Genomic DNA, 14,366 nt, shown 5'->3' with positions numbered 1-14,366 from the left:
TTAAACCTTGTCCTAGCAGGGCTAAGGCTGGGTTTAAAAAATCGCCAAGTGGGTGAAAAGTGGGTTTATGATGATTGTTTCTATTTATGCAAAGGTCTCTATAAGGTGCAATGTTCAAAATACACAGGCATATAGCGTTATTCTGCAATGAAAAAAATGAGGTTATTGATGGTAGTTAGGCGCTTCTTTGGTAATAGATACATCATGTACATGCGATTCAACCATACCGGCTGAGGTTACTTGTACAAAAGTTGCATCAGTACGCATCTTGTCTAGTGTTGCGCAACCTGTGTAACCCATTGATGAGCGTACACCCCCTATCATTTGATGAACGATAGGGCGGATAGATCCTTTGAATGGCACGCGACCTTCAATGCCTTCTGGTACTAATTTATCTGCTTTGGAGTCTGCTTGAAAGTACCTATCAGATGAACCGTATGCTTGGTTCATTGCACCGATTGAGCCCATACCACGATAAGATTTATAAGAACGACCTTGATAGAGTTCTACCTCACCAGGGGATTCTTCTGTACCCGCTAACATTGAGCCAAGCATAACGCAGTAAGCACCTGCGGCAAAGGCTTTGGCAATATCACCTGAGTAACGAATACCACCATCAGCAATCAAGGGGATACCAGTGCCTTGCAAGGCTTCTGCCACATCAGAGATGGCAGTAATTTGCGGCACACCCACACCTGCAACAATACGCGTGGTGCAAATACTACCAGGACCAATACCGACTTTTACGCAGTCCGCACCCGCTTTGACTAAATCTAGTGCCGCGTTACCGGTGGCAATATTGCCAGCAATAATGTTGAGGTTTGGATGCTTAGCTTTGGTCTTTTTAACACGATCAAGCACACCTTGAGAATGTCCGTGTGCGGTGTCAATGACAATAATATCAACACCCGCTTCAACTAAGGCGTCAATGCGCTTACCCGTACCACTACCCACACCAACGGCAGCACCAACACGCAATTGTTCTTTTTCATCTTTACAAGCATTAGGGAAATCATTTGATTTTTGAATGTCACGAACGGTAATCATGCCTTGTAGATTAAAATCATCACCCGTGATAATGACGCGTTCAATACGGTGTTTGTGCAATAGTGCTCGTACTTCACTCATATCTGTGCCTTCTTTGACAGTGATAAGTTTGTTTTGTGGTGTCATTACATTTTCAACCAAATTATCAAGATTGGTTTCAAAGCGAACATCGCGGCCTGTTACCATGCCGATAATGGTATTGCTATCTACCACAGGTAGTGCTGAAATCTTATATTGTCGTTGTTTATCAAGCACATCTTTAATGCTTGCCTTGGCATCAATCGTGATTGGGTCTCTGATAATGCCAGATTCAAAGCGCTTAACTTTATGTACTTCTGCTGCTTGTACTTCAATGGACATATTCTTATGAATAATGCCAATACCACCTTCTTGTGCCATAGCAATAGCTAAGTTGCCTTCAGTTACTGTGTCCATTGCTGCTGATAAAATAGGAGTATTGAGCGTAATGTTTTTGGTTAGTTGTGTTTTGAGACTAACCTCCTTTGGCATTGTTCTTGAATGCGCAGGGACAAGTAATACATCATCAAAAGTGAGTGCGGTTTTTAGTAAATTCATCTTAAAATCTCCTATTATTTGTGCGTTTTTGGGAAATAAAGCCCATTATAAATCCAAAAAATAAAACTAGCGCACCAACGATAAACCAATTTCTAGCACTGGCATCTTGTACAACAGTGTTATTGTTTTCTAATAATTGTAATTCTGATTGTAGTTGCAAAGCAGTAGTCTTAAGTTTTTTGTTTTCGTGTTCAAGTTTGAGCGAGTCTTGATAAGTTTGTTTAATGTGTTTTTTTTCTGACTCTAACTTTCCAATTTGAATGGAAAGTTTGGTATTTTTTGCTTTTAAATTAGCTGTAAGACCTTCAAGTATTGTATTTTTTTCATTTTGTTTGGAAAGAGAGAGTTTGTTGCTGTTGTTGTTACGCTGAAGCGCTTCTAACCGAATTCTCGCAGGTGTATTGGAAGTTAAATAGCGTGAAATCATCCAACCAGTGGTGTTTTCAAATCTAACTTTAGTCCAACCATCTTCGGTGGCTAAAATTTCTAGTTTAGTACCAGAATCTAACATTTTAATAAGGTTGCTAGGGTTGTTTTGAATTTTATTTTCAGAGCGCATCGGAATAGGGACCATATCGGTGACATAAACATAGGATGCAGCGTTTATTGTTGAATTCAGCAATAAAAATATTATAAATAAGCTGTGTTTCATAATTTGTTTATCTTCTCCAGTTGTGCGGATAAATCAGTAATGGCATTTTGAGTTGAAGCCAATCTTGTTCTTTCGGTATTGACAATCGCCTCAGGCGCGCTACTGACAAATTTTTCATTATTTAATTTACCTTCAAATTGTGCTTTTTGCTGATTTAATTTTTTAATTTCTTTATTTAAACGCACAATCTCTTGTTCTTTGTCAATCAACCCCGCCAAAGGAATAAGAATTTTCATCTCTCCCACCAATGCTGTTGCTGATTCAGGTGCTTCATCATTAGGTGAGAGTTTATCAATAGTTTGCATTTTTGACAAAGATTTTAGAATATTAGAATTGTTATTAAGATAGGTTTCATCTGTTGTATTAAAGTCTTGTACAAAACAATTTAACATTTTGTTCGGTGTAATATCCATCTGTGCACGAATCTGACGAATGCCCAAAATAAAGGTTTGTAACCACTTAATTTCTGCCTCGGCTTTTTCTGAAATAAGTTGTGTGTCAACTTCTGGATAAGCTTCGCTCATTAAGCTGCTTTTATCTTTACTAAGAAGAGTGCTACATTGTTCAAAGATTTCCTCAGTGATAAACGGAATGATAGGGTGAAGTAAACTCACCATTTCATTTAAGACTTTAATCAGTGTTGCCTGTGTGCCAGCCTTAGTGGCTTCATTTGTCAATAAAGGCTTGGAGAATTCCAAATACCAACCGCAATAATCCCCCCACACAAATTCATAGAGTTCATGACTCATTAAGTCTAGCCTGTAATCACCTAAATGCTTTTCAACTTTGGTTTTAGTGTCTTGTAAACGCGATAGAATCCACTCATCAGCGGTTGATAATTTTGCATTAGTGTCAATGGTTTCGCCCTCAAGTTTCATCAATACAAAACGAGAAGCATTCCATAATTTATTACAAAAGTTGCGATAACCTTCAATGCGCTTGAGGTCAAATTTAATATCACGACCAAAAGAAGCCAATGCCGCAAAAGTAAAGCGTAGTGCATCCGTGCCAAAAGATTCAATACCATTTGGAAATTCTTTTTTGGTTTGCTTTGTAATTTTCTCAGCCATTTTTGGCTGCATTAACCCTTGTGTTCTTTTTTCCAGTAAATCTTTGAGGCTAATACCATCAATCAAATCAATCGGGTCTAACACATTGCCCTTGGATTTAGACATTTTTTGTCCTTGTCCATCCTTGATTAAACCCGTGATATAGATGTCTTTAAACGGCACATCACCTGTAAATTTAAGGCCGAACATAATCATTCGTGCCACCCAAAAGAAAATAATATCAAAGCCCGTGACCAAAACATTAGTTGGGTAGAAACGCGAGAGTTCAGGGGTTTTTTCAGGCCAGCCCAAGGTTGAAAACGGCCATAATGCTGAAGAAAACCAAGTGTCAAGTACATCGTTGTCTTGCCTTAATACTACACCTTCGCCTGCTTGTTGTTGTGCTTTTTCTAACGAATCAGCAACATAAATCCCACCCTTTCTATCATACCAAGCAGGGATACGATGCCCCCACCAAATTTGTCTAGAAATGCACCAGTCTTGTATGTTTTCCATCCAGTTATAATAAGTTTTATCCCAATTCTCAGGCACAAAACGAATAGTGCCATTTTTCACCGCATCAATGGCAGGCTGTGCCAATGGTGCAACTTTAACAAACCATTGGTCTGTCATATAGGGTTCAATCACCGCATTGGTTCTGTCGCCTCGTGGCACCATCAATTTGTGGGGTTCGATTTTTTCCAGTAAGTCTTGTTCGTTTAAATCCTTAATGATTTGTTTACGCGCTTCAAATCTATCCATACCAATGTAGTCACTCTCAACCATGTCATTGATTTTGGCGTCATCGGTAAGGATATTGATAAGTTCTAAATTATGGCGCTGACCCATTTCATAGTCGTTAAAATCATGCGCAGGGGTAATCTTGACGCACCCTGTGCCAAACTCCATATCGACATAATCATCAGCAATGATGGGGATTTTTCTATCAGTCAGTGGCAGATCAATGGTTTGCCCAATAAGGTGCGTGTAGCGCTTATCATCGGGATGCACAGCAACAGCACTATCACCTAGCATGGTTTCAGGGCGTGTGGTGGCAACCACCACAACTTCATCAGAGTTGCTCACTGGATAACGCATATGCCAAAGCGAACCTTGCTCCTCGGTACTGATAACCTCAAGGTCAGAAACGGCAGTGTGTAGCACAGGATCCCAGTTAACCAAACGCTTTCCACGATAAATCAAGCCTTCGTTATACAGTTGAATAAAGACTTTATGTACCGCATCTGAGAGTCCTTCATCCATTGTAAAGCGCTCTTTTTCCCAGTCAACTGAAGCACCTAAGCGACGCATCTGAGTGGTAATCGTGCCACCAGATTGCTGTTTCCAATCCCAAATTTTTTGAGTAAATTTATCACGCCCTAACTCACCACGCGTAATGTCTTGCGCAGCGAGTTGGCGCTCAACCACCATTTGTGTAGCAATACCTGCATGATCAGTGCCTGGTTGCCAGAGTGTCTGCTCACCCTTGCCACGATGATAGCGTGTTAATACATCCATAATGGTATGCTGAAATGCATGCCCCATATGCAAGCTGCCCGTCACATTTGGTGGCGGCAACATAATACAATAGGCGTTCTTGCTAGTAGCATTTGAATTGGAAGAAAATAGATTTTTATCTTCCCAAAGTGAGCGGTATTTGGCTTCGATTTGTTCAGGATTGTAGGTTTTTTCCATTAACTTAGTCTCAACTTTATAAAGATGGATAAAACTTTGCCATTATACTATGTTGCGATGAAAATATCAGACAAAAAACTGTGGTTTGTGTATTTACTAAGGTGTGCTAACAACTCGCTGTATTGTGGCGTGACCAATGACCTTGATAAGCGTTTGCGTCAACATAATGGTGACATTGTAGGCGGTGCAAAATACACACGAGCAAACAGACCTTGTGTGCTGGTGTATCAAGAGCAGGTAAAAAACAGAAGTACAGCACTAAAACGCGAGTGTGACATTAAGTCAATGACTCGTGATGAAAAATTAACACTTCTGAAATAAAAAGTAGTTGAAGTCTTGTGTGCTGCCATTTGGGTGAGGGTGGGCTTCGTTAGTGGTTTTAATTAACTTAAAGTCTACGCCCAGTAATTGAATAATTTTATCGCTGTCATATTGAACAACATCAAGTTCAGAACATTGTTTTGGACCTGTGGGTGCAAAAGTGGCAAGCAAAAAATACCCGCCTGATTTAAGTTGTTGATTGAGTTTTTGAATATAGGTTTGTTGGTCTTTTGTATTTGTTAAAAAATGAAAGACCGCTCTATCATGCCATAGGTCAAACTCAGCATTAGATTGAAAATTTAGGATGTTTTCATTGTAGAAAGTTACATGTCCAAGATGATTTTTTAGGCGGTTTTTAACCGTTTGAATGGCAATAGGTGAGAATTCCAATAGTGATAAGTTTTTGTAGCCTTTATCAAGTAGATTGTCAATCAATACCGATACACCTGCGCCTACATCAATAATAGTATCTTTTTTATTGGTGTAATTCAATATCCAGTCTAATGAAATACTCGCCTGAGTTTGAGACCAGCTGAGCTTAGTGTGGTCTTTAGTTTGGTAAATCTTATCCCAGTGTTTAGTGGCTTTACTCATTTAATTTAAGGTGAGACTTTTGCATAAGTAGGGATGATTAGCAAAATGACAAATTTTTCCGACTTGGTGAAAAATGGCGTTTTGATGATTGTTCATATTTATGCAAAGGTCTCAAGGTAATAAATCCCTTATAATAATACCTTTCATTATAAGGATTTTTATGAGAATTTTGCATACAATGTTAAGAGTAGGGGATCTAGATAAATCTATTGCTTTTTATACCGAAGTTTTAGGGATGTGTTTATTACGACAAAAAGATTACCCCAAGGGCGAATTTACTTTGGCATTTTTAGGTTATGGTAATGAAGCAGAAAATACTGCTATTGAACTGACTTACAATTGGGGAAAAAGTGACTATCAGATAGGTACAGGATTTGGACACATTGCCATCAATGTAGCGGATGTATCTCAGGCAGTTGAAGTGGCAAAACAACTGGGTGTTGAAGTTATCCGTGATGCAGGGCCAATGAATGCTGGGGAAACAATGGTTGCATTTTTAAAAGACCCTGATGGGTATGAGATTGAGCTACTTTCTAAAAAGTTTTAATGATAATCTTTGCGTGCTGATAGGGCGCGTGCAATAGTATTAATATCAGTATATTCAAGTTTGCCTCCAATGGGAAGCCCGTGTAACAAAATATACAAATGAATCAAAGTGTCTAATTCTTAATGCAACGAATACTCCTGCTCGCGGAGCGCTCCACATTGGCGAATTCTGCATGAACACTATAGTCACCGAAGCCCAAATAACGAGCATACCGATACCACCGATTAGTAGGCACAACAGAACGAGTCCAGTAGTAGCCCACATAACCAACATTGCCAAGTCTACCAGTCCTCCTAATACGGGCACCAGCAACTGGCAACTTCAGCACAGAGTTAAAAGCACTTATGTCAGCATAATTAGTCGTACCCCAAATATCTATTTCTGCCTTTAGTTGCGCCTCAGTTGGTACATTAAAACCCGTAGGGCAAACACCGCTACCATCAGTCTTGGCAAGAAATGCACTACGCAAAGCACCATCATCATCAACTATATTTGGAAGCGTCCAATCATAAGGACCTCGTATACCAGTTGCGGTAAGACCTGGGGTGGTATTTACCGCAAGCGTTGTTGTGGTGGCAAATGTTCTTATTTGATATCCATCTGCAAGTCTACCCCATTGGTACGAATCACCATAGGATACTGGATCGGTAGAGCTGGTTGCCACTTGGCTGGCACCTAGGTTTCTATCCACCCATACTTGAGCTGTTAACGAAGTAACCTGAGAAAATTCAAAGGCATGTGCAGTAGTAGTAGGTATGGCGTTACCGAGAGATTTTACATTCAAAAGGTGTGGTAGCAGCAACAGGTATGGCATTACTAAGAGATTCAGTACTACCATTGATTGCCGTTACCACATAATAAACGGTGGCTGTACCACTTAGCGTTATAGCAATACTGGTAGCAGTTGTATCAATAGAAGTGGCTGCTGGACTGTATACCGAAAATTGACTAGGGTTGCTATTGCCTGCTTGTGTAAAGGTGGCATCAGTTGTTTGATAAACCCTATAAGCTGTTGCATTGGTTACCTTAGTCCATGATAGCATTATTTCATTAGGAGTGCCTGTGGCAACAGCAGTTAATGTTGCAGGGGCTGGGACTATAAGTAATGTTGTTAAATTAACCGTTGCAGTAGCAGTTTGACCCGTTGCATTGGTGGCTGTTATTGTGTATAGAGTAGAAGCCTTCACCTCAGTTGGAGTACCGCTGATGGTACAAGTTGTACTGTTAATACTCAAGCCAGCTGGTAGTGTAGGAGCTGCTGTACAACTGGTAATCGCACCACCTGAATTGTTAAAAGTAATGTTGGTGATGGCAGAACCAATAGTAGCTACTTGGTCTGTTGCATTCGCAAGATTAGGGGCGAGCACATTTACCGTTAAAGAAAAGCTAGCACTGCCGGTGTTATCTTTAGCATCTTTTGCAGTGACTGTGTATATGTTAAGAGCCCTCATCTTAGTTGGAGTACCACTGATGGTACAAGTTGCACTGTCAATACTCAAGCCAGCTGGTAGTGTAGGGGCTACTGTACAGCTGGCAATCGCACCAGCTGAATTGCCAAAAGTAATGTCTGTGATGGCAAGACCAACAATAGCTATTTGGTTTGCACCTGCAACATTCGTAATATTAGGGGCGGGTATAATGCCGCCAGAATTTGAGTCACCCCATGTTGTGATTGAGCCATCGATTTTAATGGCGGCAAAGGCTTGCCAAGTTGAATAAATCTTAGCATAGCCGCTACCAGAGGGCGATGTGCCTCCAGAATCTGAGTCACCCCACGCCGCGATTGAGCCATCGGTTTTAAGGGCGGCAAAGGCACCGCCAGTTGAATAAATCCTGGTATAGCCACTACCAGCGGGCGCATCTGCACCTCCTCTGTTTGAGTTACCCCATACCGTGATTGAGCCATCGGCTTTAAGGGCGGCAAAGGCAGAATCAGTTGAATAAATCTTGGTATAGCCACTACCAGCAGGGCTTGTTCCCCCAACATCTGGGTCGCCCCACGCCGCGATTGAGCCATCAGTTTTAATGACGGCAAAAGCTTGCCAATTTGAATAAATCTTGGTATAGCCACTACCAGCGGGTGCGTCTGTACCTCCAGAACCTGAGTCACCCCACACCTTGATTGACCCATCGGCTTTAAGGGCGGCAAAAGCACTCGCAGTTGAATAAATCTTGGTATAGTCATTACCAGCGGGCGCACCTGTGCCTCCAGAACTTGGGCTACCCCACACCTTGATTGATCCATCGGCTTTAAGGGCGGCAAAGGCAGAATCAGTTGAATAAATCTTGGTATAGTCATTACCAGCGGGCGCACCTGTGCCTCCAGAACTTGGGTCACCCCACGCCTTGATTGATCCATCGGCTTTAAGGGCGGCAAAGGCATACCCAGTTGAATAAATTTTGGTATAGCCATTACCAGAGGGTGCTGTGCCTCCAGAGCCTGAGATACCCCACGCCTTGATTGACCCATCAGTTTCATTGATGGCGGCAAAAGCAGACTTGGTTGAATAAATCTTGGTATAACCGCTACCAGAGGGTGCACCTGTGCCTCCTCTTTTTTTGGCACCCCACGCCTTGATTGACCCATCGGCTTTAAGAGCGGCAAAGGCAAACATAGTTGAATAAATCTTGGTATAGCCACTACCAGAGGGTACACCTGTGCCTCCAGTATATGGGGCACCCCACGCCGTGATTGAGCCATCGTCTTGAAGAGTAGCAAAGGCATAGAAGTTAGGGTGATTTGACGCATTATAATACCCATCATTATCATTATAGGCGCTAGAAACATCCACCTCAGTAAAACGGTTTAGTTTGCTAATGGTGGGGTCCTGTACATTCACGGTTAAAGAAACGATAGCACTGCCAGTATTATCTGTGGCATCCTTTGCAGTTACTGTGTATACGCTAAGAGCCCTCACCTTAGTTGGGGTACCACTGATGGTACAAGTTGTACTGTCAATACTTAAGCCAGCCGGTAGTGCAGGGGCTACTGTACAACTGACAATCGCACCACCTAAATTGCTAAAAGTAATGTTTGTGATGGCAAAATCAATAATAGCCACTTGGTCTGCACCTGCAGTATTCACAAGATTAGGGGCGGGCGCTGTACCTCCATTAGATGAGGAGCCCCACGCCGCGATTGACCCATCGGCTTTAATAGCGGCAAAGGCAGACTTAGTTGAATAAATCTTAGTATAGCCACTACCAGCGGGCGCACCCGTACCTCCTCTGTTTGGGTCACCCCACGCCTTGATTGACCCATCGGCTTTAAGGGTGGCAAAGGCACCATTAGTTGAATAAATCTTAGTATAGTCATTACCAGAGGGTGCATCTGTGCCTCCACGACCTGAGTCACCCCACACCGCGATTGTTCCATCGGCTTTAATGACAGCAAAAGCAGACTCAGTTGAATAAATTTTGGTATAGCCATTACCAGAGGGCGCTGTGCCTCTATGACCTAAGTCACCCCACGACTTGATTGCTCCATCGGCTTTAAGAGCGGCAAAGGCATACCCAGTTGAATAAATTTTGGTGTAGCCATTACCAACGGGCGCACCCGAACCTCCTTTGTTTGAGTCACCCCACACCGTGATTGAGCCATCGGCTGTAAGGGCGGCAAAGGCATATCCAGTTGAATAAATCTTGGTATAAACACCAGTAGAGGGTGCACCTGTGCCTCCATAGCGTGAGTCACCCCACGCCTTGATTGACCCATCAGCTTTAAGGGCGGCAAAGGCGCTACTAGTTGAATAAATCTTGGTATAGCCACTACCAGCTGGCACACTTGAACCTCCTTTGTTTGAGTCACCCCACGCCGTGATTGACCCATCGGCTTTAAGGGCAGCAAAGGCAAACGCATTTGAATAAACTTTGGTGTAGACACCATTAGAGGGTGCACTTGTGTCTCCATGACCTGAACCGCCCCACACCTTGATTGATCCATCGGCTTTAATGGCGGTAAAGGCAATTAAAGTTGAATAAATCTTGATATAGCCGCTATCAGCGGGCGCATCTGTGCCTCTTAAGGCACCCCACGCTGTGATTGAGCCGTCGGCTTTAGTGGCAGCAAAGGCATATGCATTTGAATAAATCTTGGTATAACCACTACCAGAGGGCGATGTGCCTCCAGAATCTGAGTCACCCCACGCTGTGATTGAGCCATCGGTTTTAAGAGCGGCGAAGGCATTGAAGTTAGGGTGATTTGACGCATTATAATATCCACCATTATCATTATAGGCACTAGAGGTATCTACCTCAGTAAAGCGGTTTAGTTCAATGTTACCTCCGCCTGCAATGGCTGTGTTGATTGAGACAACAAGGGCTATTTTTAATAATAGAAGGTGAGTGAAACTTGTGTTGAAAGATATTGAGTTCATTAGGCGTCCTTATATTTTATATATTTTAAGATTATAGCTGACATTATCAAGATAAGTTTTTTAAATTTTATGTAATTATTCGGTTTTCTCAAGATGATCAGTCACCGTGTTAATTACCTTATTCCAATCAACATCAGTCGGCACCGTAATTCGGTAGCACAGCCAATCACTGAAAAAAGCTAAGTTTTTAAATCTCGTCATTGCAAATGAATCAAAGCATCTAATTCTTAATGCAACGAATACTCTCACCCGCGGAGCGCTCACTATTGTAGAATTCTGGATGAATACTGTAACGACCAAAGGCCAAATCACGAGCATACCGATACCGCCAATTACCAGGTATAACAGAACGAGTCCAGTAGTAGCCAACAGCGCCAACATTGCCAAATCCGCCAGTCTTCCTAGCATAGGCACTAATACGGCCACCAGCAACTGGTAATTTCAGCACAGAGTTAAAAGCACTTACTTCAGCATTATTAGCCCTATCCCAAATATCTGTTTCTGCCTTTAGTTGTGCCTCAGTTGGTACATTAAAACCCGTAGGGCAAACACCGCTACCATCAGTCTTGGCAAGGAATGCACTACGCAAAGCACCATCATCATCAACTATATTTGGAAGCGCCCAATCATAAGGACCTTGTATGCCAGTTGTGGTAATAAAATCTGCATGACCTGGGGTGATATTTACCGCAAGCGTTGTTGTGGTGGCGGATGTTCTTATTTGATGTCCATCTGCAAGTTTACCCCATTGGTACGAATCACCATAGGATGCTGGATCGGTAGAACTGGTTGCCACTTGACTGGCACCTAGGTTTCTATCCATCCATACTTGACCTGTTGACGAAGTAACCTGAGAAAATTCAAAAGTATGTGCGGTAGCGGTAGTAGGTATGGCGTTACTGGGAGATTTTACATTCAAAAGGTGTGGTAGCAGCAACGGGTATGGCATTACTAAGAGATTCAGTGCTACCATTGATTGCCGTTACCACATAATAAACGGTGGCTGTACCACTTAGCGTCATAGTAATACTGGTAGCAGTCGTATCAATGGAAGTGGCTGCTGGACTGTATGCCGAAAATTGACTAGGGTCGCTATTGCCTGCTTGTGCAAAGGTGGTATCAGTTGTTTGATAAACCCTATAAGCAGTTGCATCGGTTACCCCAGCCCATGATAGCGTTATTTCATTAGGAGCGCCTGTGGCAACAACAGTTAATGTTGCTGGAGTTGGAGTTGGAGCTATAAGTGATGTCGTTAAACTAACTGTTGCAGTAGCAGTTTGACCCGTTGCGTTAGTGGCTGTTACGGTGTATAGAGTGAAGACTCTCTCTTCAGTTGGAGTGCCACTGATGGTACAAGTTGTGCTGTCAATACTCAAACCAGCTGGTAGTGTAGGCGCTATTGTACAACTGGCAATCGCACCACCTGAATTGCTAAAAGTAATGTCGGTGATGGCAGAACCAATAACAGCTACTTGGTTTATACCATTCGCAAGGTTAGGAGCGAGTGCAGTGCCTCCAGTAGATGAGGAGCCCCACGTCGTGATTGTTCCATCGGTTTTAATGGCGACAAAGCTTCTACCAGTTGAGTAAATCTTAGTATAGCCACTACCAGTGGGCGCATTTGTGCCTCCAGCAGATGAGGCACCCCACGTCGTGATTGTTCCATCGGCTTTAAGGGCGGCAAAGGCACTTGCAGTTGAATAAATCTTGGTATAGCCACTACCAGAGGGTGCATTTGCGCCTCCAGAACCTGATTCACCCCACACTGCGATTGTTCCATCAGCTTTAATCACAGCAAAAGCAACTCCAGTTGAATAAATCTTGGTGTAGCCACTACCATCGGGCGCATCTGTGCCTCCAGCATATGAGGCACCCCACGCCTTGATTGACCCATCGGCTGTAAGGGCAGCAAAGGCATACTTAGTTGAATAAATCTTGGTGTAGCCACTACCAGAGGGTGCATTTGCGCCTCCATAACTTGAGGCACCCCACGCCTTGATTGACCCATCGGCTGTAAGGGCAGCAAAAGCATACCCAGTTGAATAAATCTTGGTATAGACACCATTAGAGGGTGCACCTGTACCGCCATAACGTGAGTCACCCCACGCCTTGATTGACCCATCGGCTTTAAGGGCAGCAAAGGCAAACGCAGTTGAATAAATCTTAGTGTAGCCACTACCAGAAGGTACACCTGTACCTCCATAACTTGGTTTTCCCCATGCTGTGATTGAGCCATCGGTTTTAAGGGCAGCAAAGGCAAACGCATTTGAATAAATCTTGGTATAAACACCAGTAGAGGGTGCACTTATGTCTCCATGACTTGAGCCTCCCCACACCTTGATTGAGCCATCGGTTTTAATAGCGGCAAAGGCAGTTGTAGTTGAATAAATCTTGGTATAGCCATTACCAGGGGGCGCATCTGTGCCTCCAGCAGATGAGGCACCCCACGCCGTGATCGAGCCATCGGCTTTAAGGGCAGCAAAGGCAGATCCAGTTGAATAAATCTTGGTATAGCCATTACCAGAGGGTGCTATGCCTCCAGAATATGAGTCACCCCACGCTGTAATTGAGCCATCGGCTTGAAGAGCGGCAAAGGCATTGGAGTTGGGGTGATTTGACGCATTATAATAGCCACCATTATCATTATTGGCACTAGAAACATCCACCTCAGTAAAGCGGTTTAGTTTAGAGGGCTGTGCATTCACCGTTAAAGAAAAGATAGCATTGTCAGTATTATCTGAGGCATTTCTTGCAGTGACTGTGTACAGAGTAAGAGCCCTCACCTCAGTTGGTGTGCCACTAATGGTACAAGTTGCGCTGTCAATACTCAAACCAGCTGGCAGTGTAGGCGCTACTGTACAACTGGCAATCGAACCACCTGAATTGTGAAAAGTAATGCCTGTGATGGCAGAACCAATAACAACTATTTGGTCTGCACCTGTAGTATTCGTAAGATTAGGGGCGGGCGTTGTGCCTCCAACAGATGAGGAGCCCCACGCCGTGATTGACCCATCGGCTTTAATGGCGACAAAGGCAGACTGAGCTGAATAAATCTTAGTGTAGCCATTACCAACGGGCGCACCTGTGCCTCCAGCAGATGCGTTACCCCATACCTTGATTGACCCATCGGTTTTAAGGGCGGCAAAGGCACTAGCAGTTGAATAGATCTTGGTATAGTCGTTACCAGAGGGTGCATTTGCACCTCCTTTGTTTGAGTCACCCCACGCCTTGATTGATCCATCGGTCTTAATGACAGCAAAAGCAGACCCAGTTGAATAAATTTTGGTATAGCCACTACCAGCGGGTGCATTTACACCTCCTGTGTTTGAGTTACCCCACACCTTGATTGATCCATCGGCTTTAAGGGCGGCAAAGGCACTACTGGCTGAATAAATCTTAGTGTAGCCACTACCAGCAGGCACATTTGAACCTCCTTTGTTTGAGTCACCCCACGCCGTGATTGACCCATCAGCTTTAAGGGCAGCAAAGGCAAACGCATTTGAATAAAC

General features: G+C 43.3%; 12 protein-coding genes. 2 read left to right on the top strand and 10 right to left on the bottom strand.

Annotated features, from left to right (window positions below; all coding sequences use genetic code 11):
- Nucleotides 1-162 precede the first annotated feature (162 nt).
- Genes guaB through BBROOKSOX_RS05765 form a run of 3 tightly spaced genes read right to left on the bottom strand, consistent with a single transcriptional unit; the run spans nt 163 to nt 5,019 of the window.
- A complete protein-coding gene (gene guaB, locus BBROOKSOX_RS05775) occupies nt 163-1,623 on the bottom strand; it encodes an IMP dehydrogenase (RefSeq protein ID WP_139660283.1) in 1,461 nt (486 codons plus the stop codon).
- A 1-nt stretch (nt 1,624) separates the two neighbouring features.
- Nucleotides 1,625-2,275 (bottom strand): TIGR04211 family SH3 domain-containing protein, encoded by a 651-nt coding sequence (locus BBROOKSOX_RS05770; protein WP_139660282.1) that lies wholly within the window; start codon nt 2,273-2,275, stop codon nt 1,625-1,627.
- Nucleotides 2,272-5,019, bottom strand: coding sequence for a valine--tRNA ligase (locus BBROOKSOX_RS05765; protein ID WP_139660281.1), 2,748 nt, complete (start codon nt 5,017-5,019; stop codon nt 2,272-2,274). Before BBROOKSOX_RS05765 ends, BBROOKSOX_RS05770 begins: the two co-directional genes overlap by 4 nt.
- A gap of 24 nt (nt 5,020-5,043) precedes the next feature.
- Between BBROOKSOX_RS05765 and BBROOKSOX_RS05760 the strand changes: the two genes are divergently transcribed.
- Nucleotides 5,044-5,340 (top strand): GIY-YIG nuclease family protein, encoded by a 297-nt coding sequence (locus BBROOKSOX_RS05760; RefSeq protein ID WP_257607783.1) that lies wholly within the window; start codon nt 5,044-5,046, stop codon nt 5,338-5,340.
- Here BBROOKSOX_RS05760 and BBROOKSOX_RS05755 read toward each other — a convergent pair.
- On the bottom strand, nt 5,323-5,934 hold the full coding sequence (locus tag BBROOKSOX_RS05755; RefSeq protein WP_139660280.1) for a class I SAM-dependent methyltransferase: 612 nt from the start codon (nt 5,932-5,934) through the stop codon (nt 5,323-5,325). The two genes, BBROOKSOX_RS05760 and BBROOKSOX_RS05755, sit on opposite strands and share 18 nt — an antisense overlap.
- 160 nt (nt 5,935-6,094) lie before the next feature.
- Between BBROOKSOX_RS05755 and gloA the strand changes: the two genes are divergently transcribed.
- Nucleotides 6,095-6,481, top strand: a complete 387-nt coding sequence (gene gloA, locus BBROOKSOX_RS05750) for a lactoylglutathione lyase (RefSeq protein ID WP_139660279.1) — start codon at nt 6,095-6,097, stop codon at nt 6,479-6,481.
- On the opposite strand, the gene BBROOKSOX_RS12455 is transcribed toward gloA, so the two are convergent.
- The 6 genes from BBROOKSOX_RS12455 to BBROOKSOX_RS05725 all read right to left on the bottom strand — a co-directional run.
- Nucleotides 6,478-6,588, bottom strand: coding sequence for a hypothetical protein (locus BBROOKSOX_RS12455; RefSeq protein WP_373896613.1), 111 nt, complete (start codon nt 6,586-6,588; stop codon nt 6,478-6,480). The genes gloA and BBROOKSOX_RS12455 overlap by 4 nt on opposite strands.
- A 5-nt stretch (nt 6,589-6,593) precedes the next feature.
- A complete protein-coding gene (locus tag BBROOKSOX_RS05740; protein WP_180323873.1) occupies nt 6,594-7,265 on the bottom strand; it encodes a hypothetical protein in 672 nt (223 codons plus the stop codon).
- A complete protein-coding gene (locus BBROOKSOX_RS05735; RefSeq protein WP_139660277.1) occupies nt 7,243-10,857 on the bottom strand; it encodes a putative Ig domain-containing protein in 3,615 nt (1,204 codons plus the stop codon). The genes BBROOKSOX_RS05740 and BBROOKSOX_RS05735 overlap by 23 nt, the downstream gene beginning before the upstream one ends.
- Before the next feature lie 75 nt (nt 10,858-10,932).
- Nucleotides 10,933-11,058, bottom strand: a complete 126-nt coding sequence (locus BBROOKSOX_RS12085; protein WP_257607782.1) for a hypothetical protein — start codon at nt 11,056-11,058, stop codon at nt 10,933-10,935.
- A 19-nt stretch (nt 11,059-11,077) separates the two neighbouring features.
- A complete protein-coding gene (locus BBROOKSOX_RS05730; RefSeq protein ID WP_180323872.1) occupies nt 11,078-11,776 on the bottom strand; it encodes an FISUMP domain-containing protein in 699 nt (232 codons plus the stop codon).
- Nucleotides 11,754-14,366 (bottom strand): putative Ig domain-containing protein (locus BBROOKSOX_RS05725; RefSeq protein ID WP_180323871.1); only part of this gene is annotated, 2,613 nt, incomplete at its 5' end. The genes BBROOKSOX_RS05730 and BBROOKSOX_RS05725, both read right to left, overlap by 23 nt.

The organism is bacterium endosymbiont of Bathymodiolus sp. 5 South, from assembly GCF_900128535.1.
Taxonomy (GTDB): Bacteria; Pseudomonadota; Gammaproteobacteria; order PS1; family Pseudothioglobaceae; genus Thiodubiliella.
This window is presented reverse-complemented; position numbering and strand designations above follow the sequence as displayed.

Coding starts and splice junctions, on each gene's coding strand:
- BBROOKSOX_RS05760 (WP_257607783.1), top strand. CDS start 5,044: ATGGATAAAACTTTGCCATTATACTATGTTGCGATGAAAATATCAGAC.
- BBROOKSOX_RS05770 (WP_139660282.1), bottom strand. CDS start 2,275: ATGAAACACAGCTTATTTATAATATTTTTATTGCTGAATTCAACAATA.
- guaB (WP_139660283.1), bottom strand. CDS start 1,623: ATGAATTTACTAAAAACCGCACTCACTTTTGATGATGTATTACTTGTC.
- gloA (WP_139660279.1), top strand. CDS start 6,095: ATGAGAATTTTGCATACAATGTTAAGAGTAGGGGATCTAGATAAATCT.
- BBROOKSOX_RS05765 (WP_139660281.1), bottom strand. CDS start 5,019: ATGGAAAAAACCTACAATCCTGAACAAATCGAAGCCAAATACCGCTCA.
- BBROOKSOX_RS05735 (WP_139660277.1), bottom strand. CDS start 10,857: ATGAACTCAATATCTTTCAACACAAGTTTCACTCACCTTCTATTATTA.
- BBROOKSOX_RS12085 (WP_257607782.1), bottom strand. CDS start 11,058: ATGACGAGATTTAAAAACTTAGCTTTTTTCAGTGATTGGCTGTGCTAC.
- BBROOKSOX_RS05755 (WP_139660280.1), bottom strand. CDS start 5,934: ATGAGTAAAGCCACTAAACACTGGGATAAGATTTACCAAACTAAAGAC.